Consider the following 22,434-nt stretch of genomic DNA (forward strand, 5'->3'; position numbering starts at 1 on the left):
CTTTCTCCGTTCGACGAGCCCGACATGAAAGCCCGTAAATCCAACCCGCTGTTCACCATCGGCAAGCCGATCGCGCAGCGCCACTTCCTGCTCATCGGCGGCGCCGTGTTCGTCCTGCTGGCGCTGCTCTGGTGGCTGGCCGGCGCCAGCGGCGCGGTGCCGAAGATATTCCTGCCGGCCCCGGGCGACGTCTGGGCGCGCATGCTCAAGCTGGCCGCCGACGGCACCCTGTGGTCGGACCTGAAGGTCAGCGTGTATCGCATCGCCGTGGCCTTCCTGGTGTCCTCGGCGATGTCCATCGTGATCGGCGTGTTCGCCGGCTGCTATGGCTTCTGGAAGGCCGCCACCGAGCCGCTGGTGGACTTCGTGCGCTACATGCCGGTGGTCGCCTTCGTGCCGCTGACCATCCTCTGGGCCGGCACCAGCGACTTCCAGAAATTCCTCATCATCTGGATCGGCACCTTCTTCCAGCAGGTGCTGATGGTGATGGACGCCATCAAGCGCGTGCCGGCGGACTTCGTCGGCCTCGGCCGCACCCTGGGCATGCCGGACCGCCGCATCCTGTTGAAGATCGTCCTGCCCAGCGCGTTGCCGGGCATCTGGGACGCACTGCGGATCAGCCTGGGCTGGGCCTGGACCTGGCTGGTACTGGCCGAACTGGTGGCCGCCACCTCCGGCCTGGGCTACCGCATCACCGTGTCCCAGCGCTTCTTCCAGACCGACACCATCATCGGCTACATCCTGCTGCTGGGCTTCCTTGGGCTGGTCACCGACCAGGCCATGCGCGCCGGCGAGAAGGTCCTGTTCCGCTACAACCGGAGACGCAGCTGATGGCGACCCTGGAAATCTCCGGCCTGAACAAGAGTTTTGCGGTCGGCAAGGAGCGCCGCGAGGTGCTGCGCAATATCGACCTGACCCTGGCGGACAACGAGTTCGTCTCGATCGTCGGCACCTCGGGCTGCGGCAAGAGCACGCTGCTGTCCATCGCTGCCGGCCTTGAGGAGTTCGACAGCGGCATTGTGATGGTGGATGGCGTGCCGATCACTGGTCCCGGCCTGGACCGTGGCGTGGTGTTCCAGTCCTACACCCTGCTGCCCTGGCTCACGGCGCGGCAGAACGTCGAGTTCGCCCTCAAGGCGGCCGGGATGTCCCGCGCGCGGTGCCGCGAGATCGCCGACGAGCACCTGGAGCTGGTGAAGCTGACGAAGTTTGCCGAGGCCTACCCGAACGAGCTGTCCGGCGGCATGAAGCAGCGCGTGGCGATTGCCCGTGCGCTGTCCTACCGGCCGAAGATCCTGCTGATGGACGAGCCCTTTGGTGCATTGGATGCGATGACCCGCCACCAGATGCAGGAGCTGCTCACGCGCATCTGGGAAACCCACCGGCTGACGGTGATGTTCGTCACCCACGACGTGGAAGAGGCGGTGTACCTGTCCGACCGCATCGTGGTGATGGGCCTGGGGCCTGGGCGGATCAAGACCACCTTCGACGTGAAGCTCGGCCGCCCTCGCCACGAGGATATGGCCGCCAGCGCCGAGTTCATCGAGTTGCAGCGCCAGGTGCTGCGCTCGATCCGCGAGGAAGAACAGGGCGTCGCCGCGCTCTGATTTTCAATCCAACGGGTCACTTACCAGCGGCCGGAGGCACCGCCGCCGCCGCTGGAGCCACCACCGCCACGGAAGCCTCCGCCGCCTCCCCCACCGCCGCGGCCGCCCCGGCCGATGGAGCTGAGGATCGACATCAGCAGCTGCAGCACGCCCATGGTCAGCCACAGCGGCGGCAGGAAGAAGATGTACAGCACCAGCGGGATCGAGAAGGCGCCGATCAGCTGTTGGTGCAGCGCCACCGGATTGCTTTCGGCCGCCAGCAGTACGCCAGCGGCAATGCCGCCGACCAGTGCGCTGCACAGCAGATAGCGGCCCATGCTGCGCTGACGCAGCCATTGCACCGGTAGCAGCATGCACAGCAGGGGCACGCCGACCAGCAGGGCCAGCATCACTGCCAGGCGAGCTGGCGGAATTTCCTCGGGGGTATTGGCATTGTCGTTGGAGTAGGCGTTGCTGTAGTTCTCCGCCGGGCCGGTGCGCGGCAGTTCGTCGGTGGAGTCGTCCGGCGTGGCCGCAGTCGGGGAGGGCGGTTCGATCAGTGCGATCAGGCTGTCCACGCCGGCCTGGATGCCGCCGGCAAAGTCGCCGCTCTTGAAGTGCGGGACTATCTGCTCGCGGATGATGCGCCCGGCCTGCACGTCGGTGATGGTGCCTTCCAGGCCGTAGCCGACCTCGATGCGCAGCGTGCGGTCGTTCTTGGCGATCACCAGCAATACGCCGTCGTCGACGCCCTTGCGGCCCAGCTTCCACTGCTCGAAGGCGCGCACCGCGTAATCCTCGATGCTCTCCTCACCGGTGCTGGGAATCAGCAGCACGGCGATCTGCGCGCCCTTGCGCTGCTCCAGGCCGGCGAGCTGGCTTTCCAGCTGGGCGCGCTGGCCCGCATCGAGGGTCTGGGTGAGGTCGGTGACGCGGGCGCCGAGCGCCGGGATGGCGACCGGCGCTGCCTGCAGCAGGGCCGCCCAGCACAGCAGCAGGGCGCCCAGCAGCCAGCGCGGCAGTGTCATTGCGCGGGTTGCGCCGGCGCGTTGTTGAAGTCGACCTTGGGCGCGGTGGAGATGGCGGCTTCGTTTTCCACGCTGAAGTTGGCCTTGGGCTTGTAGCCGAAGATCTTCGCGGTGATCACCTGCGGGAACTGGCGAATCATCACGTTGTATTCCTGCACGGCCTTGACGTAGCGGCCGCGGGCAACGGTGATGCGGTTCTCGGTGCCTTCGAGCTGGGTCAGCAGGTCCTTGAACAGGCCGTCAGCCTTGAGCTGCGGGTAGTTCTCCGAGACCACCAGCAGGCGCGAGAGCGCCGAGCTGAGCTGGCCCTGGGCCTGCTGGAAACGCTTGACGGCTTCCGGGTCGTCCAGCTGGTCGGCGTTGAGGGTGGTGCTGCCAACCTTGGCGCGGGCCTCGGTCACCTGGGTCAACACGCTGGCCTCGTGGGCCGCGTAACCCTTCACGGTGCTGACCAGGTTGGGGATCAGGTCGGCGCGGCGCTGGTACTGGTTGAGCACTTCCGACCAGGCGGCCTTCACCTGTTCGTCGCCGGCCTGCATGGCGTTGTAGCCGCAGCCGGAGAGCAGGGAGACGAGGATGTAGGCGGTGAGAAACTTGAACAGGCGTGACATGGCAGGCGCTCGTGCTGGCGAAAAGGCCCAGTCTAGGCCAGTTCCGGCTGACGAGTCAGATGGAAATATCCGAAACCCCCAGCGCTTGCCGATGACGGGGTAGCTCGGGGTAGAATCTGGCTGGTCTATACCAGGAGTTAATTCCGTGCTCGCCACTACCCTGGTGCTGCTGGCCGCGCTGCTGCACGCCACCTGGAACACCCTCGTCAAATTCAGCAACGACCGTCTGCTGGTGGTCGCCTGCATGGACATGGTCGGCCTGGCCGCCGCGCTGGTCCTGCTGCCGTGGATCGAGATTCCGCCCGCCGCGGTCTGGCCCTGGCTGCTGGCCGCCGTGTCGCTGCAACTGGTGTATCGCGTGCTGCTGATCCAGGCCTACAAGGTGGGCGATCTCGGGCTGGTCTATCCGCTGATGCGCGGGTTGTCGCCGCTGGTGGTGCTGGCGCTGACGCTCTACTTCGGCGGCGAGCAGCTGACTGACAAGCAGATCCTCGGCATCCTGCTGATCCCGGTCGGCATGCTGTTCCTGCTCAAGGGCGGCGGCGGTTCGAAGCTGCCGTGGATCGCCTTTCCCACCGTGCTGCTGATGGGCCTGTGCATCGGTAGCTACACCTGGACCGACGGCAATGCGCTGAAGCTCTGGCCCAAGCCACTGGACTACCTGGTCTGGCTGTCGCTGCTGTCCGGCCTGCCGTTCCCGCTGGTGGCGCTGGTCGGCCGTACGCGTGCCTTCGCCAAATTCTGGATCAACGACTGGAAGCTGGGCATCAGCGTCGGCCTGTGCGTGCTGCTCAGCTATGGCCTGGTGCTCTGGGCCATGCAACTGGGCTCAATTGCCGAGGCCGCCGCGCTGCGCGAAACCAGCGTGCTGCTGGTGGTGCTGTTCGGCATGCGCTTCCTCAAGGAGCCTTTCGGCCTGCCGCGTCTGGCCGCGTGCAGCCTGGTGCTGGCGGGCATGCTGGTGATGAAGCTCTGAGGATTGGCCCCGGCTACGGCGTGAGCCGCCAGGCCGGTCAAGGACGCAGCGCGCGGCGATGACCTAAGCTGCGCGCTTTCCCCTCGACGAGACCTTCCCCATGCCCATTGCCTTCTGGTGCGTCCTGATTGCGATCTTCCTGCCTTACGTCGGCACCAGCATCGCCAAGTTCACCGGCGGCGGCTTCGGCCCCCGGCAGAACCACGACCCGCGCACCTTCCTCGCCACCCTGGAGGGCTACCGCAAGCGCGCCAACGCCTTCCAGATGAACAGCTTCGAGGTGACCCCGGCTTTCGCCGCGGCGGTGATCATCGCCTATGTGGTGAACAACGCCGAGCCGGCCACCATCGACCGCCTGGCCATTGCCTGGGTCACCAGCCGCCTGCTCTACCTGATCTTCTACATTGCCGACCTGGCGCTGCTGCGCTCGCTGGTGTGGTTCGCCGGCATGGCGCTGATCATCGCGATCTTCGTCATCTCCGCCTGACCGGAAGGCGCCTGAACGGCGGCTGAACGAAACCCACGCAGCTGCGGCGGATGGCCGCAGCGGCTGGCGCGTGGTCTGGATCATTCGGAATTCGGGGCGGATAATCCGGCGCTTCCGTGTCCAGCCGTCCTACAAGAGTCCCCCATGAAGTTGAAGACCCTGTTCGTTCTGCTGCTTGCCGGCACCGCGCTTGCCGGTTGCCATCGCCAGGACCCGAACTCGCCGGAGTACAAGCGCCAGGCGGTGTTCAAGGAGATGCTCAAGACCAGCGAGGACATGGGCGGCATGCTGCGCGGGCGCATTCCCTTCGATGGGGACAAGTTCCGCGCGAACTCGACCAGGCTCGGCGAACTGGCCGACAAGCCCTGGCAGTACTTCCCCAGCACCCAGCCGCCGGCCGATCAGGTGGAGAGCGACGACACCCGCGCCAAGGCGGAAATCTGGCAGCGCCAGCTGGAATTCCAGGCCGACGCCAAGACCTTCCAGCAGGCCGTCCATACCCTGGGCGAGAACACCCGCAACGCCACGCCGACGCCCGAGGGCGTGCGCAAGGACTTCGCCGCGGTGGAAGACGCCTGCGAAGCCTGCCACAAGAAATTCCGCGCGCTCTGAGTCCAGCGCACTCGCGCCTCTTCTCCTGGTAGGTGCGAGCTTGTTGTAGCAGCGAGCTTGCTCGCGAACCGCCTGGCACCGCAGCCGCCGGCGAATCCGTTCGCGAGCAGGCTCGCTCCTACAGGGAAAACTGAGCGAAGCGAATCATTCCTCCAGCTCGCGCTTGGCCTGCTCCAGTTCGGCGCGGGCTTCGGCCAGCTTGTCCTTGCGCTTCTCGATCTTCTGCGCATCACCCTTGTTCATCGCCTTGCGCAGGTCCTTCTCGCGCTGGGCGACTTCCTTCTCGGCGTCCAGCACGTCCTGCTTGCGCTGCTGGGTGAGGCTGGCGTCGGTGCAATAGGTCTTCACCTTCTCCAGCGCGGTCTGCAGGCCGGCGACGCGGTTGCCGTTGCCCTGGGCCTTGGCCTGTTCGAGCTGGGTTTCGATGGCGGCGCGCTTGGCGGCGCAGCCGGTCAGCGCTGGCTGGCTGGCCTCGGCGGCGAGCAGCGGGCCGGCGCAGCCGAGGGCGAGAAGGGCGGCCATCAGAGCAGAGCTTCGGAACATTTGTGGAATCCTTGGTTACCAAACACTAAGACAGTGGAATCAACGGCCGGATTTTGCCACGGACGAGGCGCCGAGGGGCTGCTACAGGACAAGGCCGGGACTCGCAAGGCTCGCCGGGCGGGCAAGGAGACACGGTATGCGGGTGGCGATGCGGATCGTGCAGGCGCTCATCGCACTGTTGGTGCTGGCGCTGCTGGTGGGCGGCTGGTGGTACGTGCCCGGCGAACTCAGGCGGCAGCCGCTACTGACCGGCAGCAGCGAGGATGCCTCGGTACGCCAGGGCGAGCGGCGCCGCAGCTACGTGCTCTACATCCCGCAGAAACTCGCCGAGCGGCCAGCCTTGCTGGTGGTGCTACACAGCTCGCAGAGCAACGGCGAGCACATGCGCCGCGACAGCGGCTACCGTTTCGATGCGCTGGCCGATCGCGATGGCTTCCTGGTGCTCTATCCCGATGGTTTCGAGGGCCACTGGAACGACTGCCGGCGGGTCGCGTCCTACAGCGCCCGGCAATTGAACATCGATGACGTCGCCTTCCTCTCGGGGATGATCGCGCGCCTGCAGCGTGAGCGCGGCGTCGATCCTGCGCGGGTCTTCGTCACCGGTTATTCCAACGGTGGGCAGATGGCCTTGCGCATGGCCGCCGAAGCGCCGGATGCCGTCGAGGGCGTCGCCGCCGTGGCCGCCAGCCTGCCCAGCGCCGACAACGATGCCTGCCAGCCGGCGCGACAGGCCCGCGCCGCGCTGCTGATGAATGGCACCCAGGACCCGATCAATCCTTATGCCGGCGGCCGGGTGACCCTGTTCGGCTTCGGTGATCGCGGCAACGTGCTGTCCGCCGAGGACTCCGCCCTGGCCCTGGCGCAGCGCAACGGCCAGGGCGGCGAGCCGCAGGTGGACCGCCTGACCGATCCCGGCCCAGTTTGGACGCAGCGCCAGCGCTGGGCGGCCGCGGGCGCGCCGCCGGTGGAGCTGGTGACGGTGCATGGCGGCGGACACCTGATCTCGCAGCCGGGCTACCGGCCACCGCGCCTGCTCGGCCGAGCCGATCCGCAACTGGACGGGCCTGCCGAAATCTGGCGTTTCTTCAGCGAGCTTTCGCCGCCGCAGCCACCAGCCGACCCGCTGCCCCTCAACCCGCAGGCGCGCTAGAGCTCGATTACCCGGCAGGGATCGAAGCCGCTGTCCTCGCCCGGATAGGCGCCGGGGTTGGAGACGATGCGCGCGTTGCCGATGCGGTAATCCAGGCATTCGTGGACATGCCCGTGGATCCACAGGTCGCAGCGCTCAGCCAGGCCTTCCAGGTTCGAGGCAAAGGCCGGCGACAGCGCATCGCCGACATACTCGGCGGGGATCGAGCGTGCGCTGGGCGCCTGGTGGGTGACGATTACCGTCGGCCCGGCAAAGGGCAGCGCCAGTTCGGCGTCCAGCCATTCGCAGGTGGCGCGGCAGAATTCCTGGCTCATGTCCGGGGTAAAGGGCTGGGTGAAATAGTCGATGGTGCTGAAGTCCGGCATCAGCAGCTGGGCCTGCTCCTGCGCCAGCTGCGCCGCGCGCTTGCCGTACAGCTGGAAGTCGGTCCAAAGGGTGGCACCGAGGAAGCGCACGCCGCCCAGGACCAGTGCATCCTTCTCCAGAAAGTGGATATCCAGCGCCTGCGCCAGGTTGCGCATCGCCTGGGTCAGGTCCGCCAGGTCCGAGTGGTAGAACTCGTGGTTGCCGGCGACGTAGATGATCTCGCTATCGGGGAATTCATCGCGCGCCCAGTGCAGGCCCTGCAGGTGCTCGTGGATGTCGCCGGCCAGCACCACCACGTCGGCCGGAGCCTGGGGCAGCCCACGGCGGCCGCCCGGGAAATGTTCGTGATGCAGGTCGGAGAGAACTCGCAGGCGCATGGGGCTTCGGCTTGGCTTGTAGGAAAGAGCCGAGCATAGCGAATGGTCCTACTTTTGACATGAGTCATGGCACCGGCAGTCCCTGCCTAAATCCTTTCAGAAATTAAGAGATGATTCAGAAGACTCCTTCAGCTTCCGCTTGGGCCCGCTGTTCCGGCGCCCCCAAGGAGGACTCATGAAACTCATCTGGATCGTTTTGCTGGCCGTGGCGGCCAGCTTCGGCCTGGCGCTGGTCATCGACCCGCCGGCGACCCTGGATATCTGGGTGCTGCGCAAGCAGGCCATTCTCTTCACCGGCGTCGCGTCCTTCGCGCTGATGTCGCTGATCATGCTGCTGGCGGTACGTCCGGTGTGGCTGGAAAAGCCGCTGGACGGCCTCGACCGCATGTACCGCGCGCACAAGTGGGCGGGCATCCTGGCCATTGTGCTGGGCCTGGCGCACTACCTGATGGAGCTGGGCGGGCCGCTGCTCGCCGAGTTCATTGCCAAGCCGGCCAAGGGGCCGCGGGTGGGAACCTTCCTCGACGCTTTCCGTGGTTCGGCCAAGGACCTGGGCGAGTGGTCGGCGTGGCTGCTGGCGGCGATGCTGGTCATCACCCTCTGGCAGCGCTTCCCGTATCACCTGTGGCGCTACGTCCACAAAACCCTGGCGGTGGTCTACCTGGTGCTGGCTTTCCACGCGGTGGTGCTGGCGCCGGCAGGTTACTGGATGCAGCCGATCGGCTGGCTGGTGGCGCTCTGCGCTGGCGTGGGCAGCCTGTGCGCGCTGTGGGCGCTGAGCGGGCAGATCGGCCGCCGGCGCACCCATGAAGGTGTCGTGGTAGCCATCGAGCGCCCCGGCGAGCGCATGCTGGAAGTGACCTGTCAGCTGCAGGGCCGCTGGCAGCACCGTGCCGGCCAGTTCGCCTTCCTCACCTGCGATCGCCTGGAGGGGCAGCATCCCTTCACCCTGTCCAGCGGTGACCTGGGCAATGGCGAGGTGCGCTTCAGTATCAAGGCGCTCGGCGATTACACCCAGCGCCTTCAGGAGGCTCTGAAGGTCGGTGATCCGGTGAAGGTGGAAGGGCCCTATGGCCGCTTCGACTTCCGTCGCGACAAGGGCGAGCGGCAGGTGTGGATTGCCGGGGGCATCGGCATCACGCCGTTCCTGGCCTGGCTCGAGTCGCTACAGGCGCGGCCGGATGACTGCCCGGAAGTGACCTTGCTGTACTGCGTGCGCTCGCCGTCCGACGCGATCTACGCCGGTCGCCTGCGCGAGCTTTGCGCGCAACTGCCGCGCATCGATCTGCGCGTGCATTACAGCGAGAGTGAAGGCTACCTGCAGGCGACCGACCTGGGTCTGCAGCCCGGTGCGCAAGGGCGCTGGCCCAGTGTCTGGTTCTGCGGTCCGCAGGCCTTGGCCGAGTTGCTGCGCCGTGATCTGCGCCGCCAGGGTATGCCCAGCAGCCGTTTCCACCAGGAAGCCTTCCAGATGCGCTGAGGCCGTTCAGAAACCGGCGACGCCCAGGTCGTGCAACTGCCCGCGCAACTGCACGACTTGTGGGGCGCTGAAGAAGTCTTCCAGCTGTTTCGCACGGACCTTGCCGATGCCCGGCTGCTGCTGCCATTGCGCGGCGCTGCGAGTGGCCAGGGTTGACCAGCCTTCACCCGCGGGATGAGCGTCGGGTGAAGGCGCTCCGAGGGCGCGCAGCCAGAGGGTGAACGGGCGCTGGCGAGCCAGCTGGAACTGCTGGTGCAGTGCAGACGCGCTGCGTTCAGCCAATCCGGGCACCGTGCCCAATTGCTCCGGGGTCAGCGTCATCCAGTCGAGCATTCCTTGCAGCAGGCCGGCTTCGTGCAGGCGCCGCCAGGTGCCCGGCCCGACGCCGGCGAGGCCCAGGCCGTTCTTGCCGCTCAGCCACTCCAGTCGGGCGAGGAATTGCGCCTCGCAATCCGCCGTGGGCCGCCAGCAGGTGAGGGCGTTGTATTGCGCGTCCGCTGGAGCAATCAGCTCGGGGCGAGTCGGCGAGCGCCAGACCACGCCGTCCAGGCGCGGGATGGTCAGCCCGGCGAGGGCGATGGCGACCTGATCGCCGGGCCGTGCGTCGAGGTTGCGCCAGCGCTTGAGCGAGCCTGCGCCGACACGCTGGATGGTCCGCCCATCCAGCTCAACCGGTGCGAGATGCAGCACGGGCGTTACCCGTCCACTGCGGCCGACCTTGAACTCCACGCGCCGGACTTCGGCCAGTGCCTGCTGGTGCGGATACTTCCAGGCCACCGCCCAGCCGGGGGATTGTGCGCTCCAGGTCTTGCCCGGCGGCCGGCGACCCTGGCGGATGACGATGCCGTCGCTGGCGAAGGGCAGCGGCTGGCGATACCAACGCTCGCGCCAGGTTTCGACTTCGTCGAAGCCGGTTACCGGTTCGGTCAGTTCGGCGCTGTCGGCGAAGCCCAGCTGGCGCAGGCGCGCCAGGCGCTCGGGCATCTCCAGTGGGCCATCGGGCAGCTCCCAGACGAACAGGCCGACCTGCTCGCCCTCATCCCCCAGTTCCTTGCGCGCCATCAGCCCGGCGACCTTGCCGCGCGCACCGCCGCCGCCCTGCCGGGCTTGCACATGCTGCGGCAGGCGCCAGTAGAGCTCGCCTTGCAGCACCAGCCGTCCACGCGCGCCGGGCAACTGTCGAGGGATGGCTGCAATGCGCTGCGCGTTGCGGGTCCAGTCCTGCCCGGCAGTGCCGTCGCCACGACTGATCGCCTGGGCGAGCTCACCGTTCTTGTAGACCAGCGTCACCGCTACGCCGTCGACCTTGGGTTGAACCCAGAGGTCGCTGCGGTTTTCCAGCCAGCTGCGCACCGCCGTGGCATCAGGAAGTTTGTCGAGACCGGTGTGGGCGAAGGGGTGGGGGATCTCCCCTGCGCTGCTGGCCAGCGGCGATGGGGGTTCTTCGCTCACCTGGGGAAAGCAGGCCTGCCATTGCCGGAGTCGCTCGCGGGCCTGGTCGTAGAGCTCATCGGCGACGGGAGATTGTCCGTCGCGGTGGTAAGCGTCATCCCATTGGGCCAACTGCGTTCGCAGCGCTGCGAGCTGTTGGGCTGCCTGCTCGGGTGACCATTCGGGGCAGGCAAGAATCGGGGTACAAAGGCAGGCGAAAGCAGCAAGGACCAAGGCGCGCATGGTGGGCTTCCTGGCGGCGGAAATGCCCAAGGCTAGGAGGCGGCGCTGTCTGTCGGCGATTGGAGTCCGGTGGATTGTTCCGCGGAGATTGTGAGATAGCAGGAGTGAAATGGTGGGCGTCGTCTCGTGATGGGTTTGCGAGCAAGAACTAGGCGTCCCCCTCGTTCCTACGAAAAGCCTTTGCGCTGGAAACGAAAAAGCCCCGCCGAGGCGGGGCTTTTTCCTGCTGCCGGGTCTTACAGACCGGCGGCGTCACGCAGGGCGGCAGCCTTGTCGGTGCGCTCCCAGGTGAAGGCGGTGAAGGTGTCGTCACCGTAGGTCATTTCGAACGGGTTGCGACCGAAGTGGCCGTAGGCCGCGGTCGGCAGGTACATCGGGTGCAGCAGGTCGAGCATCTTGGTGATCGCGTACGGACGCAGGTCGAAGTGCTCGCGGACCAGCTGGATGATCTTGTCATCGCTGATCTTGCCGGTGCCGAAGGTGTTGATCGAGATGGAGGTCGGCAGGGCCACGCCGATGGCGTAGGACACCTGGATCTCGCAGCGCTCGGCCAGGCCGGCGGCAACGATGTTCTTGGCCACGTAGCGGCCGGCGTAGGCAGCGGAACGGTCGACCTTGGACGGGTCCTTGCCGGAGAACGCGCCGCCACCGTGACGGGCCATGCCGCCGTAGGAGTCGACGATGATCTTGCGGCCGGTCAGGCCGCAGTCGCCCACCGGGCCGCCGATCACGAAGTTGCCGGTCGGGTTGATGTGGAACTGGGTGTCCTTGTGCAGCAGTTCGGCCGGCAGGGCGTGCTTGATGATCAGCTCCATCACGCCTTCGCGCAGATCGGCCAGCGACACTTCCGGGTTGTGCTGGGTGGACAGCACCACGGCGTCGATGCCGACCACCTTGCCGCCTTCGTAGCGGCAGGTGACCTGGCTCTTGGCGTCCGGGCGCAGCCAGGTCAGTAGGTTGGACTTGCGTGCCTCGGCCTGGCGCTCGACCAGGGCGTGGGAGAAGCGGATCGGCGCGGGCATCAGCACGTCGGTTTCGTTGCTGGCGTAGCCGAACATCAGGCCCTGGTCGCCAGCGCCCTGGTCTTCCGGCTTGGCGCGGTCGACGCCCTGGTTGATGTCCGGGGACTGCTTGCCGATGATGTTCATCACGCCGCAGGTGGCGCCGTCGAAGCCGACGTCGGAGCTGGTGTAGCCGATGTCGCAGATGACGTCGCGGACGATCTGCTCCAGGTCGACCCAGGCGCTGGTGGTGACTTCGCCGGCAACGATGGCGACGCCGGTCTTGACCAGGGTTTCCACCGCCACGCGAGCGTGCTTGTCCTTGGCGATGATGGCGTCGAGCACCGCATCGGAGATCTGGTCCGCGATCTTGTCCGGATGGCCTTCGGAGACGGATTCGGAGGTGAAAACTGAGTATTCGCTCATCTAACGGTTCCTATCATTTACCGGTGGGTGAGGACGCTTCGCGAATCCGGCTTGGCGAAGTGCCGTACCTGGATCTGAAAGCCATTACGTAAACCGATGTAAACACTTTCGCCGGACGCGAGCCCGGCGGCGTCGGCCCAGAGGGCCAGGTCTTCCTGTTCGAACCCCAGCCAGAGGTCCCCGCAGGCTTCGCGGGCCCAGCTCTGGTCGTGGCTGCAGAGTTCGGTCACCAGCAGGCTGCCACCGGGTTTCACCAGGTGGGCCAGCTGCTTCACGGCCTCCGCGGGTGCAGCGAAGTGGTGCAGCACCATGTTCAGCACCACGCAGTCGGCCGCGTCGTCAACGTCCTGCAGGGCGTCGCCCAGCCGCAGCCGGACGTTGTTCAAGCCTTCGCTGGCGCAGCGCTGGCGAGCCATGTCGAGCATGGTCTGGCTATTGTCCAGCGCTGTCACCTGAGCGAAACGCCGGGCCAGCTCGGGGAGGAATCCACCGTCGCCGGGGCCGACTTCCAGCGCCGTGGCGCCGGGGGCGAAGCTCAGTGCATCGAGCAGCGCCAGCACGCTTTCGCGGTATTGCGGCAGTCCTGCGATCAGGTCCTGGGTCGCCTGGAACTTCTCCGCGCTGCGGGCGAAGAAGTCACGGCTGACGGCGGCGCGCTGGGCGTGCACGCCATCGACGCGGGCGCTGACGTCATCGGCCAGCGCCAGTTCATCCACTTCTTCGAGCAGCGCCCCATGCAGCGCGCCACCCAGGCTCTCGCCCTGGGGCAGGGCGCGGCGATAGAAGATCGCGTTGCCTTCGCGCCGCGTGGCCACCAGGCCGGCCTGGGCCAGCACCTTGAGGTGGTGGCTCATGCCCGACTGGCGCACGCCGAAGATATGCGCCAGTTCCAGCACGCCGAACGAATCGTTGGCCAGCACCCGCAGCACATTCAGCCGCAGCGGATCACCGCCGGCCTTGCACAGGGCAGCCAGCTGGTCGCAATCGTCGTGGCGGATTTCGGGCAGGCGCAGACTCATAGGTCGCGCAGTCTAGTCGCGGGGTCCGGGGTGGGCAATAGCTGTATCAAAAAGTTTTGATATTGGAGACGAAAGGCAGCTAAGGGCAGCTTCAGGCGGCAGGCTGCAGGCGACAGGCAGTCGTCGGGGCAAGCACTGTCGCCTGCCGCCTGTAGCCTGCAGCCCGATTATCATTGCCCCGCGGGGCCCGGCTGGGCGAAAATACCGGCCTTTTTTCATTCCCTTCGATCTTTCGAAGCAGCCCCCGCAGGAGATCAGCGATGCCCAGCCGTCGTGAGCGAGCCAATGCCATCCGCGCACTGAGCATGGATGCCGTGCAGAAAGCCAACAGCGGCCACCCTGGCGCCCCCATGGGCATGGCGGATATCGCCGAAGTGCTGTGGCGCGACTACCTCAAGCACAACCCGAGCAACCCGCAGTGGGCCGACCGCGACCGCTTCGTGCTGTCCAACGGCCACGGCTCGATGCTGATCTACTCGCTGCTGCACCTCACCGGCTACGACGTCACCGTCGATGACCTGAAGAACTTCCGCCAGATGCATTCGCGTACCCCGGGCCACCCGGAGTACGGCTACACCGCCGGTATCGAGACCACCACCGGCCCGCTGGGCCAGGGCATCGCCAACGCCGTGGGCATGGCGCTGGCCGAGAAGGTGCTGGCTGCGCAGTTCAACCGCGCCGGCCACAGCATCGTCGATCACTACACCTACGCCTTCCTGGGCGACGGCTGCATGATGGAGGGCATCTCCCATGAAGTCGCTTCGCTGGCCGGCACCCTGCGCCTGAACAAGCTGATCGCCTTCTACGACGACAACGGCATCTCCATCGATGGCGAAGTCCACGGCTGGTTCACCGACGACACCCCCAAGCGCTTCGAAGCCTACGGCTGGCAGGTGATCCGCAACGTCGACGGGCATGACGCCGACGAGATCAAGACCGCCATCGAGACCGCCCGCAAGAGCGACGTGCCGACCCTGATCTGCTGCAAGACCATCATCGGTTTCGGCTCGCCGAACAAGCAGGGCAAGGAAGAAAGCCACGGTGCCGCCCTGGGCGTCGACGAAGTGGCCGCCACCCGCGCCGCGCTGGGCTGGAACCACGCGCCGTTCGAAGTCCCGGCCGACATCTACGCCGAGTGGAGCGCCAAGGACACCGGCGCCACCCGTGAAGCCGAGTGGAACAAGCGCTTCGCCGCCTACCAGGCCGCGCACCCGGAACTGGCCGCCGAGTTCGAGCGCCGCGTCGCTGGCGAACTGCCGGCTGACTTCGCCGAGAAAGCTGCCGCCTACGTCGCCGACGTGGCCGTCAAGGGCGAGACCATCGCCAGCCGCAAGGCCAGCCAGAACGCCCTGAACGCCTTCGGCCCGCTGCTGCCGGAACTGCTGGGCGGCTCCGCCGACCTCGCCGGCTCCAACCTGACCCTGTGGAAGGGCTGCAAGGGCGTGAGCGCCGACGATGCCAACGGCAACTACCTGTTCTACGGCGTACGCGAGTTCGGCATGAGCGCCATCATGAACGGCGTGGCCCTGCACGGCGGCTTCATTCCGTACGGCGCGACCTTCCTGATCTTCATGGAATACGCCCGCAACGCCGTGCGCATGTCCGCCCTGATGAAGCAGCGCGTGCTCTACGTGTTCACCCACGACTCCATCGGTCTGGGCGAAGACGGCCCGACCCACCAGCCGATCGAGCAACTGGCCAGCCTGCGCCTGACGCCGAACCTGGACACCTGGCGCCCGGCCGACGCCGTGGAATCCGCGGTGGCCTGGAAGTACGCCATCGAGCGCGCCGACGGCCCGTCCGCGCTGATCTTCAGCCGCCAGAACCTGCCGCACCAGCCGCGCGACGCCGCCCAGCTGGCCGACGTGGCCCGTGGCGCCTACGTGCTCAAGGACTGCGACGGCGAGCCGGAACTGATCCTGATCGCCACCGGCTCCGAAGTCGGCCTGGCCGTCCAGGCGTTCGACAAGCTCAGCGCCGAAGGCCGCAAGGTGCGCGTGGTGTCCATGCCGTCCACCAGCGTCTTCGACCAGCAGGACGCCGGCTACAAGCAGGCCGTGCTGCCGGTCGAAGTGGCCTCGCGCATCGCCATCGAAGCCGCCCATGCCGACTACTGGTACAAGTACGTCGGCCTGGAAGGCCGCGTGATCGGCATGACCACCTTCGGTGAGTCGGCCCCGGCCCCGGCGCTGTTCGAGCACTTCGGCTTCACCGTCGAGAACGTGCTGGAAGTCGCCGCCGAGCTGCTCGAAGCCTGACGAGCGCCTGAACCTGCCGGGGCGCCAAGCCCCGGCAGCGATCACCAAGGGATAACAATGTCCAAGCGCCCTTACCGAGTTGCCCTCAACGGCTACGGCCGCATCGGCCGCTGCGTGTTCCGTGCCCTGCACGAACGCGGCGCCAAGGCTGATTTCTCCATCGTCGCGCTGAACGACCTGGCGGACCTGGCCAGCCTGGAATACCTGACCCGCTTCGACTCCACCCACGGCCGCTTCCCCGGCGAGGTGAGCGTGTCCGACGGCTGCCTGCATGTCGGCGGCGACTGCGTGAAGGTGTTCCGCGAAGCCGAGCCCGAGGCGATCGACTGGCGCGCCCTGGACGTCGACCTGGTGCTGGAATGCTCCGGCGTCTACAACACCCGCGCCGATGGCGAGCGCTTCCTCGGCGCCGGTGCGCCGCGGGTGCTGTTCTCCCAGCCGATGGCCAGCGAGGTGGATATCGACGCCACCGTGGTCTTCGGCATCAACCAGCAGGGCCTCTCCGGCGCCGAGCTGCTGGTGTCCAACGCATCGTGCACCACCAACTGCAGCGTGCCGCTGCTCAAGCTGCTGAACGAGGCCGTGGGCATCGAGTACGTCTCGATCACCACCATCCACTCGGCGATGAACGACCAGCCGGTGATCGACGCCTACCACCACGAAGACCTGCGCCGTACGCGCTCGGCCTTCCAGTCGGTGATCCCGGTATCCACCGGGCTGGCCCGTGGCATCGAGCGCCTGCTGCCGGAACTCGCCGGGCGAATCCAGGCCAAAGCCATTCGGGTGCCGACGGTGAACGTCTCGGCCCTGGACATCACCCTGCAGGTCTCCCGCGATACATCCGCCGAGGAGATCAACCGCGTGCTGCGCCAGGCCGCCAGCGAAGGCCCGCTCAAAGGGCTGCTGGCGTACACCGAGCTGCCCCACGCCAGCTGCGATTTCAACCATGATCCGCACTCGGCCATCGTCGATGGCAGCCAGACCCGCGTTTCCGGCCCCCGCCTGGTGAACGTGCTGGCCTGGTTCGACAACGAGTGGGGGTTCGCCAACCGCATGCTCGACACCGCAGGGCATTTCCTGCGGGTCGCCGCTACCGAACGTTAATCAAACAGCCCCAACAGGACTGACTGTCATGACCGTGTTGAAGATGACCGACCTCGACCTCCAAGGTAAGCGCGTACTGATCCGCGAAGACCTCAACGTTCCGGTGAAGGACGGTGTGGTCAAGAGCGACGCGCGCATCCTGGCCTCGCTGCCGACCATCAAGCTGGCCCTGGAGAAGGGCGCGGCGGTGATGGTCTGCTCGCACCTGGGCCGCCCGACCGAAGGCGAGTTCTCCGCAGAGAACAGCCTGCAGCCGGTCGCCGACTACCTGTCCAAGGCCCTGGGCCGCGCCGTGCCGCTGGTCAAGGACTACCTGGGCGGCGTCGAAGTGAAACCCGGTGAAGTCGTGCTGTTCGAGAACGTGCGCTTCAACAAGGGCGAGAAGAAGAACGCCGACGAGCTGGCCCAGCAATACGCCGCCCTGTGCGACGTGTTCGTCATGGACGCCTTCGGCACCGCCCACCGCGCCGAAGGCTCGACCCACGGCGTGGCCAAGTTCGCCAAGGTTGCTGCGGCTGGCCCGCTGCTGGCTGCCGAGCTGGAAGCTCTGGGCAAGGCCCTGGGCAACCCGGCCCGGCCGATGGCGGCCATCGTCGCCGGCTCCAAGGTGTCGACCAAGCTCGACGTACTGAACAGCCTGGCGCTGATCTGCGACCAGCTGATCGTCGGCGGCGGCATCGCCAATACCTTCCTCGCCGCGGCGGGCCACAAGGTCGGCAAGTCGCTGTACGAAGCCGATCTGGTAGACACTGCCAAGGCCATCGCCGCCAAGGTCAGCGTGCCGCTGCCGGTGGACGTGGTGGTGGCCAAGGAATTCGCCGAGACCGCCGTCGCCACCGTCAAGGACATCGCTGACGTGGCCGACGACGACATGATCCTGGACATCGGTCCGAAGACTGCTGCCCAGTTTGCCGAGCTGCTCAAGACTTCCAAGACCATCCTGTGGAACGGCCCGGTCGGCGTGTTCGAGTTCGACCAGTTCGGCGAAGGCACCAAAACCCTGGCCAAGGCCATCGCCGAAGGTTCCGCCTTCAGCATCGCCGGCGGTGGCGACACCCTGGCAGCCATCGACAAGTACGGCATCGGCGAGCAGATCTCCTACATTTCCACCGGTGGTGGCGCCTTCCTCGAGTTCGTCGAGGGCAAGGTCCTGCCGGCCGTGGAAGTGCTGGAACAGCGCGCCAAGGCCTGATCCTCGGCAGCGCGGGCGACAGTAAAGCAAACCTCTGCGGCATCCCCGGGTCACAAACCTTGTACGGATGCCAAGGAGAAAGGTCATGCGAGCTGTCACCCCTGTGCTGTCGTTTTGTCTGGTCCTGGTGGGTTGCACCGGCAGCGGTGGTTCCCCCAGTACCTGTGAAGTGATGAGCCCTCCCGCGGTCATGGTCCCTTCGGACCAGAACCGCGAGCGGGTGGAAAGCCAGAGCAGCGGCGATCCGACCCCCGACCAGAAGCCGGTGAACTGCCCCTGAGGCAGAGCCCTGGCGGCAGGGATCACGATCTGACGGTAGCGCCGGCGCCTACGCGCAGGCGGTACTGGCGTTCCGGCGGCGGGACGGGCAATCTGGCGCATTGGATATCCGGCGGCGCGTCCGCCCGAAGGAGAGTCGCCCGATGCTGCGTTATCTCGTCCCGGCCCTGGCGCTCTCGCTGGTGGCGGGCTGTTCCAGCCACTCGACCAGCGGCCAGTCCGCGGCGGCGGGCGGCTGGGTCCACTGGGTCTGCGACAGCAGGGCCGAGGTGCAGTGGCGCTATGTCGACCCGAGCAAGGCAGTAGTCGACCTGAAACTGGGCGAAGACGACGTGGTGCACCACCTGGAAGAGGAACCCGGCGGCTCCGGCGCTTTCTATAGCGACGGGCTGATCGGCCTGAGCATCAAAGGCGACCAGGGCCTGGTCTACTGGGTCGAGAGCAACGACCTGATCGGCCGTGGTTGCAAGGCGCCCTGAGCGCCGACCGTCCGGCCCGTGCCGGAAGACTTGAACACGGCCTGCCCCTGCGGCAGGCTTCCAAACATGTAGTTAAGGGGCTCGTTCGACCGAGCCTGACTTCTGGGAGAAGCGAAGACCATGGCACTCATCAGCATGCGCCAAATGCTGGACCACGCCGCCGAGTTCGGCTACGGCGTACCGGCTTTCAACGTCAACAACCTCGAGCAGATGCGCGCCATCATGGAAGCGGCCGACAAGACCGATTCCCCGGTGATCGTGCAGGCCTCCGCTGGTGCCCGCAAATACGCCGGCGCGCCCTTCCTGCGCCACCTGATCCTCGCGGCCATCGAAGAATTCCCGCACATCCCGGTGTGCATGCACCAGGACCACGGGACCAGCCCTGACGTCTGCCAGCGTTCCATCCAGCTGGGCTTCTCCTCGGTGATGATGGACGGCTCGCTGAAAGAAGACGGCAAGACCCCGGCCGACTACGACTACAACGTCCGCGTCACCCAGCAGACCGTGGCCTTCGCCCACGCCTGCGGCGTATCCGTGGAAGGTGAGCTGGGCTGCCTGGGCTCCCTGGAAACCGGCATGGCCGGCGAGGAAGACGGCGTTGGCGCGGAAGGCGTGCTGGACCACAGCCAGCTGCTGACCGACCCGGAAGAGGCCGCCGACTTCGTCAAGAAGACCCAGGTCGATGCCCTGGCCATCGCTATCGGCACCAGCCACGGCGCCTACAAGTTCACCAAGCCGCCGACCGGCGACGTGCTCTCCATCGAGCGCATCAAGGAAATCCACAAGCGCATCCCCAACACCCACCTGGTGATGCACGGGTCCTCCTCGGTACCGCAGGAGTGGCTGAAGGTGATCAACGAGTTCGGCGGCGACATCAAGGAAACCTACGGCGTGCCGGTCGAGGAAATCGTCGAAGGCATCAAGCACGGCGTGCGCAAGGTCAACATCGACACCGACCTGCGCCTGGCCTCCACCGGTGCCATCCGCCGCATGATGGCCGAGCAGCCGAGCGAGTTCGACCCGCGCAAGTTCTTCGCCAAGACCATCGTCGCCATGCGTGATATCTGCATCGCCCGCTACGAAGCCTTCGGCACCGCCGGCCATGCCTCCAAGATCAAGCCGATCTCCCTGGAAGGCATGTTCCAGCGTTACGCCAAGGGTGAGCTGATCGCCAAGGTCAACTGATCCGCGCTGTTTCGATAGTGCCGAAGAGCCCCGCCCTGCGGGGCTCTTTCGTATCCGCCAGAAGGAAGTCGATGATGCTGCGCGCGTTGTTTTCCGTGTTGTTACTGATGCTGCTGGCCGGCTGCTCGTTGCGTTCGGCGCAGCCTTCGGCGCCGCCGCCCAGACCGCCGGTGGACCTGCCCGTGGATGCGCAGAACTGCCTGAGCCACGAAGAGTGCACGTTGAAGACCTCGCGCACCCTGCTGTTCGTCTTCGATTACGCCGAGGCCGGCGCAGCCCTGGTGGAGAACGAAAACCGCGTACTGAGCACGCCGGAAAAGGCGCCGAAGAAGGGCTGGCCGGCGATCCGCATCCAGTTGGCCGATCCGGACGGTGGTCGCTTCGAGTTTTCCAGCGAATGCCGGCAGAAGCGCTGCCGCGTCAAGGAAGCGCGGCTGCTCAGCTGCTACCGTGCTTATCTGGATGGAACGACCACTCTCGACGGCAAGGCCTGCCGGTTCCGCTGAGCACGGGTGCTCGGGCCGGACGGGCTCTGGAGGCACGATGACGGATGTACATGGCAGTGCGCAGGAGGGTTTCTCCCGCGAGGCGAAAACCTACGCCCTGGGGCGCCCGGACTATCCGGACGAGCTGTTGGGCTGGCTCGGCGAGGAGCTGGCGATCGGCGCCGGCAAGGAAGTCGTCGATCTCGGCGCGGGCACCGGGAAGTTCACTTCACTGTTGTTGCGCACCGGTGCGCAGGTCACCGCCATCGAGCCGGTGGCGGCGATGCGTGAGCAATTGAGCGAGAAGCTTCCCGCCGTGAAGGTCCTGCAGGGCACCGCCCAGGCCATGCCGCTGGCGGCGGAAAGCGTCGATGCGCTGACCTGTGCCCAGGCCTTCCACTGGTTCGCCGACGGGCGCGCGCTGGAGGAGATCCATCGCGTCCTGCGGCCCGGTGGCCACCTCGGGCTGGTGTGGAATGTGCGCGACGAGCGGGTCGACTGGGTTGCCCAGGTCTCGCGCATCCTCGAGCGCTACGAAGGCAGCACGCCGCGCTTCCATACCGGGCAGTGGCGCCGCGCCTTTGCCGGTGCGCGCTTCGAGGACTTGCGCCTGCGCGAGTTCAGCTACCAGCATGTGGGGCCGGCGGAGCAGGTCATCATCGCGCGCACGTTGTCGGTGAGCTTCATCGCGGCGCTGCCCGAGGAGCAGAAGCAGCGGGTCGCCGATCAGCTGCGGGAGCTGATCGACTCGCACCCTGAGCTCAAGGGGCGCAGCGAGATCGCCTTCCCCTATCGCACCGAGGCCTACAGCACCCGCGCGCTGGCCTGAGCGGAGAATGCGCTAGACTGGCGGTCGTTTCTGTCGCCAGTCGTTGCCCATGTCGCCGCTTCGCTATCTCCAGGCCTATCCGCCCCAACTCCAGGACCAGGTGCGCCAGCTCATCGAGCAGGACCGCCTCGGCGAATACCTGGAGCGCCGTTATCCCGGCCGCCACGACGTGCAGAGCGACAAGGCGCTGTATGGCTACGCCATGGACCTCAAGCAGCAGTACATGCGCACCGCGCCGGCGGTGGACAAGGTGCTCTACGACAACAAGCTGGATGTGGTGCAGCGCGCGCTGGGGCTGAACACGGCGATTTCCCGCGTGCAGGGTGGCAAGCTCAAGGCGAAGAAGGAAATCCGCGTCGCCTCGCTGTTCAAGGACGCCGCGCCCGAGTTCCTGCAGATGATCGTCGTCCATGAACTGGCGCACCTGAAGGAGCGCGACCACAGCAAGGCCTTCTACCAGCTCTGCGAACACATGCTGCCCAGCTATCACCAGCTGGAGTTCGACCTGCGCGTCTACCTGACCTGGCGCGATCTGCCGCGCTAGTACAGGCGCGCCAGATAGAACAGTCCCATCCCCCAGGGCAGCAGCAGGATGTATCCCAGGTAGCGCAGGAGCTTCCGTCCGGCGTTGTCCCGCCTGCCGACCCAGGCAATTGCCGCCAGCACCAGCCCATAGAGCGCCAGGATGACCAGCAGGTAGCGGTACTGCTCGGGCGTGGGCGAGACAAGGGCGAGCGGGGCATGCGTGAGATGCCAGGCACAGAGGGCCAGGGCAGGAACCGGCAGCGCCAGGGCGGCGATCGTGCGGCCATTCAGGCGCAGCAGGAAGGCAATCAGCAGGGTGAACAGGCCGGCGCTGCCGATCAGCGCCGAGAACAGCTGGCTCACCAGGACGATATCGGCGGCTGGCTCCAGTGAACGAGGCTCGGCCAGCAGGCTCAGCAGCGGCGCGCCAAGCAGCACGGCGAGCAGACAGAACATCCAGCCAAGCAGGGTGCGCAGCATGGGCAGGTCCCGGAGAAGTTGCCGCGGGAAGCCCCGGACGCGCCGGATGGGGTCGGTCGCCTGGGGTTGTTCACCGCCGCAAAGGTGAGATTAATCAAGGATTTGGCTAAATGCCATGATTTTATTGGAATCATTCTCGGCTTTTGCGGTCGCGCTGCGCCCCGCGCCATGAAAAAAGCCCCTCGGTTGAACTGACCCCCGAAAGTTGGACAGTTGGACTGGGCCGCTAAGCTGCCAATGACTGAGCCCTGTATTGAACGGGGCTCAGTCCCTTCAACTTGG

At 66.4% G+C, this 22,434-nt stretch carries 24 protein-coding genes; 16 read left to right on the top strand and 8 right to left on the bottom strand.

Features of this window, described 5'->3' with window-relative positions; all coding sequences use genetic code 11:
* Positions 1-24 precede the first annotated feature (24 nt).
* Both HNP46_RS09500 and HNP46_RS09505 read left to right on the top strand, forming a co-directional pair.
* On the top strand, positions 25-831 hold the full coding sequence (locus HNP46_RS09500; protein ID WP_184588097.1) for an ABC transporter permease: 807 nt from the start codon (positions 25-27) through the stop codon (positions 829-831).
* A complete protein-coding gene (locus tag HNP46_RS09505; RefSeq protein WP_184588099.1) occupies positions 831-1,607 on the top strand; it encodes an ABC transporter ATP-binding protein in 777 nt (258 codons plus the stop codon). Before HNP46_RS09500 ends, HNP46_RS09505 begins: the two co-directional genes overlap by 1 nt.
* A 20-nt stretch (positions 1,608-1,627) precedes the next feature.
* Here HNP46_RS09505 and HNP46_RS09510 read toward each other — a convergent pair whose 3' ends face one another.
* On the bottom strand, positions 1,628-2,614 hold the full coding sequence (locus HNP46_RS09510; protein ID WP_184588101.1) for a TPM domain-containing protein: 987 nt from the start codon (positions 2,612-2,614) through the stop codon (positions 1,628-1,630).
* On the bottom strand, positions 2,611-3,225 hold the full coding sequence (locus HNP46_RS09515) for a LemA family protein (protein ID WP_184588103.1): 615 nt from the start codon (positions 3,223-3,225) through the stop codon (positions 2,611-2,613). Before HNP46_RS09515 ends, HNP46_RS09510 begins: the two co-directional genes overlap by 4 nt.
* A 145-nt stretch (positions 3,226-3,370) precedes the next feature.
* Here HNP46_RS09515 and HNP46_RS09520 point away from each other — a divergent pair, with 145 nt between their 5' ends.
* The 3 genes from HNP46_RS09520 (at position 3,371) to HNP46_RS09530 (ending at position 5,300) form a co-directional block, all read left to right on the top strand.
* The gene (locus HNP46_RS09520; RefSeq protein WP_184588105.1) at positions 3,371-4,201 is read left to right on the top strand and encodes an EamA family transporter; all 831 of its coding nucleotides are present in this window, start codon (positions 3,371-3,373) and stop codon (positions 4,199-4,201) included.
* A gap of 100 nt (positions 4,202-4,301) precedes the next feature.
* Positions 4,302-4,688, top strand: coding sequence for an MAPEG family protein (locus HNP46_RS09525; protein ID WP_184588106.1), 387 nt, complete (start codon positions 4,302-4,304; stop codon positions 4,686-4,688).
* A 144-nt stretch (positions 4,689-4,832) separates the two neighbouring features.
* Positions 4,833-5,300, top strand: coding sequence for a c-type cytochrome (locus HNP46_RS09530; protein WP_184588109.1), 468 nt, complete (start codon positions 4,833-4,835; stop codon positions 5,298-5,300).
* A gap of 144 nt (positions 5,301-5,444) precedes the next feature.
* Here the strand turns inward: HNP46_RS09530 and HNP46_RS09535 are convergent, their stop codons facing one another.
* The gene (locus HNP46_RS09535; RefSeq protein ID WP_409372427.1) at positions 5,445-5,822 is read right to left on the bottom strand and encodes a DUF1090 domain-containing protein; all 378 of its coding nucleotides are present in this window, start codon (positions 5,820-5,822) and stop codon (positions 5,445-5,447) included.
* A 157-nt stretch (positions 5,823-5,979) separates the two neighbouring features.
* On the opposite strand from HNP46_RS09535, the gene HNP46_RS09540 reads away from it, so the two are divergent.
* Positions 5,980-6,993, top strand: coding sequence for an extracellular catalytic domain type 1 short-chain-length polyhydroxyalkanoate depolymerase (locus HNP46_RS09540; RefSeq protein WP_184588113.1), 1,014 nt, complete (start codon positions 5,980-5,982; stop codon positions 6,991-6,993).
* Here HNP46_RS09540 and HNP46_RS09545 read toward each other — a convergent pair.
* Entirely contained in the window at positions 6,990-7,736 is a 747-nt protein-coding gene (locus tag HNP46_RS09545; RefSeq protein WP_184588115.1) for a metallophosphoesterase, read from the bottom strand. The two genes, HNP46_RS09540 and HNP46_RS09545, sit on opposite strands and share 4 nt — an antisense overlap.
* Before the next feature lie 175 nt (positions 7,737-7,911).
* Here HNP46_RS09545 and HNP46_RS09550 point away from each other — a divergent pair, with 175 nt between their 5' ends.
* Complete coding sequence (locus HNP46_RS09550; protein WP_184588117.1) at positions 7,912-9,216, top strand: ferredoxin reductase family protein; 1,305 nt, start codon at positions 7,912-7,914, stop codon at positions 9,214-9,216.
* A 6-nt stretch (positions 9,217-9,222) separates the two neighbouring features.
* On the opposite strand, the gene ligB is transcribed toward HNP46_RS09550, so the two are convergent.
* The 3 genes from ligB to HNP46_RS09565 form a co-directional block, all read right to left on the bottom strand.
* Positions 9,223-10,890, bottom strand: a complete 1,668-nt coding sequence (gene ligB / locus HNP46_RS09555) for an NAD-dependent DNA ligase LigB (protein ID WP_184588119.1) — start codon at positions 10,888-10,890, stop codon at positions 9,223-9,225.
* A gap of 236 nt (positions 10,891-11,126) precedes the next feature.
* Positions 11,127-12,317 carry a methionine adenosyltransferase gene (metK, locus tag HNP46_RS09560; protein WP_184588120.1) on the bottom strand — a complete coding sequence of 397 codons (1,191 nt, stop codon included), beginning with the start codon at positions 12,315-12,317 and terminating at the stop codon, positions 11,127-11,129.
* 17 nt (positions 12,318-12,334) lie between these two features.
* Positions 12,335-13,336, bottom strand: a complete 1,002-nt coding sequence (locus tag HNP46_RS09565; protein ID WP_184588122.1) for an ArsR/SmtB family transcription factor — start codon at positions 13,334-13,336, stop codon at positions 12,335-12,337.
* 260 nt (positions 13,337-13,596) lie between these two features.
* Here HNP46_RS09565 and tkt point away from each other — a divergent pair, with 260 nt between their 5' ends.
* The 9 genes from tkt to HNP46_RS09610 all read left to right on the top strand — a co-directional run bounded on the left by tkt (position 13,597) and on the right by HNP46_RS09610 (position 21,691).
* The gene (gene tkt / locus HNP46_RS09570) at positions 13,597-15,594 is read left to right on the top strand and encodes a transketolase (protein ID WP_184588125.1); all 1,998 of its coding nucleotides are present in this window, start codon (positions 13,597-13,599) and stop codon (positions 15,592-15,594) included.
* A gap of 57 nt (positions 15,595-15,651) precedes the next feature.
* Entirely contained in the window at positions 15,652-16,698 is a 1,047-nt protein-coding gene (gene epd / locus HNP46_RS09575; RefSeq protein WP_184588127.1) for an erythrose-4-phosphate dehydrogenase, read from the top strand.
* Between the two features lie 28 nt (positions 16,699-16,726).
* A complete protein-coding gene (locus tag HNP46_RS09580) occupies positions 16,727-17,890 on the top strand; it encodes a phosphoglycerate kinase (RefSeq protein WP_184588129.1) in 1,164 nt (387 codons plus the stop codon).
* 85 nt (positions 17,891-17,975) lie between these two features.
* Complete coding sequence (locus HNP46_RS09585) at positions 17,976-18,170, top strand: hypothetical protein (protein WP_184588131.1); 195 nt, start codon at positions 17,976-17,978, stop codon at positions 18,168-18,170.
* Positions 18,171-18,312: 142 nt separating this feature from the next.
* Positions 18,313-18,648, top strand: a complete 336-nt coding sequence (locus HNP46_RS09590) for an MliC family protein (RefSeq protein WP_184588133.1) — start codon at positions 18,313-18,315, stop codon at positions 18,646-18,648.
* 120 nt (positions 18,649-18,768) lie between these two features.
* Positions 18,769-19,833, top strand: coding sequence for a class II fructose-bisphosphate aldolase (gene fba / locus HNP46_RS09595; RefSeq protein ID WP_184588135.1), 1,065 nt, complete (start codon positions 18,769-18,771; stop codon positions 19,831-19,833).
* A 74-nt stretch (positions 19,834-19,907) separates the two neighbouring features.
* The gene (locus HNP46_RS09600; RefSeq protein ID WP_184588137.1) at positions 19,908-20,339 is read left to right on the top strand and encodes a hypothetical protein; all 432 of its coding nucleotides are present in this window, start codon (positions 19,908-19,910) and stop codon (positions 20,337-20,339) included.
* Positions 20,340-20,376: 37 nt separating this feature from the next.
* Positions 20,377-21,147 carry a class I SAM-dependent methyltransferase gene (locus HNP46_RS09605; RefSeq protein WP_184588139.1) on the top strand — a complete coding sequence of 257 codons (771 nt, stop codon included), beginning with the start codon at positions 20,377-20,379 and terminating at the stop codon, positions 21,145-21,147.
* A gap of 49 nt (positions 21,148-21,196) precedes the next feature.
* Positions 21,197-21,691 (top strand): M48 family metallopeptidase, encoded by a 495-nt coding sequence (locus HNP46_RS09610; protein ID WP_184588141.1) that lies wholly within the window; start codon positions 21,197-21,199, stop codon positions 21,689-21,691.
* Here the strand turns inward: HNP46_RS09610 and HNP46_RS09615 are convergent.
* Positions 21,688-22,152 carry a hypothetical protein gene (locus HNP46_RS09615; RefSeq protein WP_184588143.1) on the bottom strand — a complete coding sequence of 155 codons (465 nt, stop codon included), beginning with the start codon at positions 22,150-22,152 and terminating at the stop codon, positions 21,688-21,690. The genes HNP46_RS09610 and HNP46_RS09615 overlap by 4 nt on opposite strands.
* Positions 22,153-22,434 lie beyond the last annotated feature (282 nt).

The sequence above is a fragment of the Pseudomonas nitroreducens genome (assembly GCF_014204515.1).
Lineage (GTDB): Bacteria > Pseudomonadota > Gammaproteobacteria > Pseudomonadales > Pseudomonadaceae > Pseudomonas > Pseudomonas nitritireducens_A.

What these genes read in the sequence shown, in the direction of transcription:
- HNP46_RS09500 (WP_184588097.1), top strand. Translation starts at nt 25, where the DNA reads ATGAAAGCCCGTAAATCCAACCCGCTGTTCACCATCGGCAAGCCGATC.
- HNP46_RS09505 (WP_184588099.1), top strand. Translation starts at nt 831, where the DNA reads ATGGCGACCCTGGAAATCTCCGGCCTGAACAAGAGTTTTGCGGTCGGC.
- HNP46_RS09510 (WP_184588101.1), bottom strand. Translation starts at nt 2,614, where the DNA reads ATGACACTGCCGCGCTGGCTGCTGGGCGCCCTGCTGCTGTGCTGGGCG.
- HNP46_RS09515 (WP_184588103.1), bottom strand. Translation starts at nt 3,225, where the DNA reads ATGTCACGCCTGTTCAAGTTTCTCACCGCCTACATCCTCGTCTCCCTG.
- HNP46_RS09525 (WP_184588106.1), top strand. Translation starts at nt 4,302, where the DNA reads ATGCCCATTGCCTTCTGGTGCGTCCTGATTGCGATCTTCCTGCCTTAC.
- HNP46_RS09530 (WP_184588109.1), top strand. Translation starts at nt 4,833, where the DNA reads ATGAAGTTGAAGACCCTGTTCGTTCTGCTGCTTGCCGGCACCGCGCTT.
- HNP46_RS09535 (WP_409372427.1), bottom strand. Translation starts at nt 5,822, where the DNA reads ATGGCCGCCCTTCTCGCCCTCGGCTGCGCCGGCCCGCTGCTCGCCGCC.
- HNP46_RS09540 (WP_184588113.1), top strand. Translation starts at nt 5,980, where the DNA reads ATGCGGGTGGCGATGCGGATCGTGCAGGCGCTCATCGCACTGTTGGTG.
- HNP46_RS09545 (WP_184588115.1), bottom strand. Translation starts at nt 7,736, where the DNA reads ATGCGCCTGCGAGTTCTCTCCGACCTGCATCACGAACATTTCCCGGGC.
- HNP46_RS09550 (WP_184588117.1), top strand. Translation starts at nt 7,912, where the DNA reads ATGAAACTCATCTGGATCGTTTTGCTGGCCGTGGCGGCCAGCTTCGGC.
- ligB (WP_184588119.1), bottom strand. Translation starts at nt 10,890, where the DNA reads ATGCGCGCCTTGGTCCTTGCTGCTTTCGCCTGCCTTTGTACCCCGATT.
- metK (WP_184588120.1), bottom strand. Translation starts at nt 12,317, where the DNA reads ATGAGCGAATACTCAGTTTTCACCTCCGAATCCGTCTCCGAAGGCCAT.
- HNP46_RS09565 (WP_184588122.1), bottom strand. Translation starts at nt 13,336, where the DNA reads ATGAGTCTGCGCCTGCCCGAAATCCGCCACGACGATTGCGACCAGCTG.
- tkt (WP_184588125.1), top strand. Translation starts at nt 13,597, where the DNA reads ATGCCCAGCCGTCGTGAGCGAGCCAATGCCATCCGCGCACTGAGCATG.
- epd (WP_184588127.1), top strand. Translation starts at nt 15,652, where the DNA reads ATGTCCAAGCGCCCTTACCGAGTTGCCCTCAACGGCTACGGCCGCATC.
- HNP46_RS09580 (WP_184588129.1), top strand. Translation starts at nt 16,727, where the DNA reads ATGACCGTGTTGAAGATGACCGACCTCGACCTCCAAGGTAAGCGCGTA.
- HNP46_RS09585 (WP_184588131.1), top strand. Translation starts at nt 17,976, where the DNA reads ATGCGAGCTGTCACCCCTGTGCTGTCGTTTTGTCTGGTCCTGGTGGGT.
- HNP46_RS09590 (WP_184588133.1), top strand. Translation starts at nt 18,313, where the DNA reads ATGCTGCGTTATCTCGTCCCGGCCCTGGCGCTCTCGCTGGTGGCGGGC.
- fba (WP_184588135.1), top strand. Translation starts at nt 18,769, where the DNA reads ATGGCACTCATCAGCATGCGCCAAATGCTGGACCACGCCGCCGAGTTC.
- HNP46_RS09600 (WP_184588137.1), top strand. Translation starts at nt 19,908, where the DNA reads ATGCTGCGCGCGTTGTTTTCCGTGTTGTTACTGATGCTGCTGGCCGGC.
- HNP46_RS09605 (WP_184588139.1), top strand. Translation starts at nt 20,377, where the DNA reads ATGACGGATGTACATGGCAGTGCGCAGGAGGGTTTCTCCCGCGAGGCG.
- HNP46_RS09610 (WP_184588141.1), top strand. Translation starts at nt 21,197, where the DNA reads ATGTCGCCGCTTCGCTATCTCCAGGCCTATCCGCCCCAACTCCAGGAC.
- HNP46_RS09615 (WP_184588143.1), bottom strand. Translation starts at nt 22,152, where the DNA reads ATGCTGCGCACCCTGCTTGGCTGGATGTTCTGTCTGCTCGCCGTGCTG.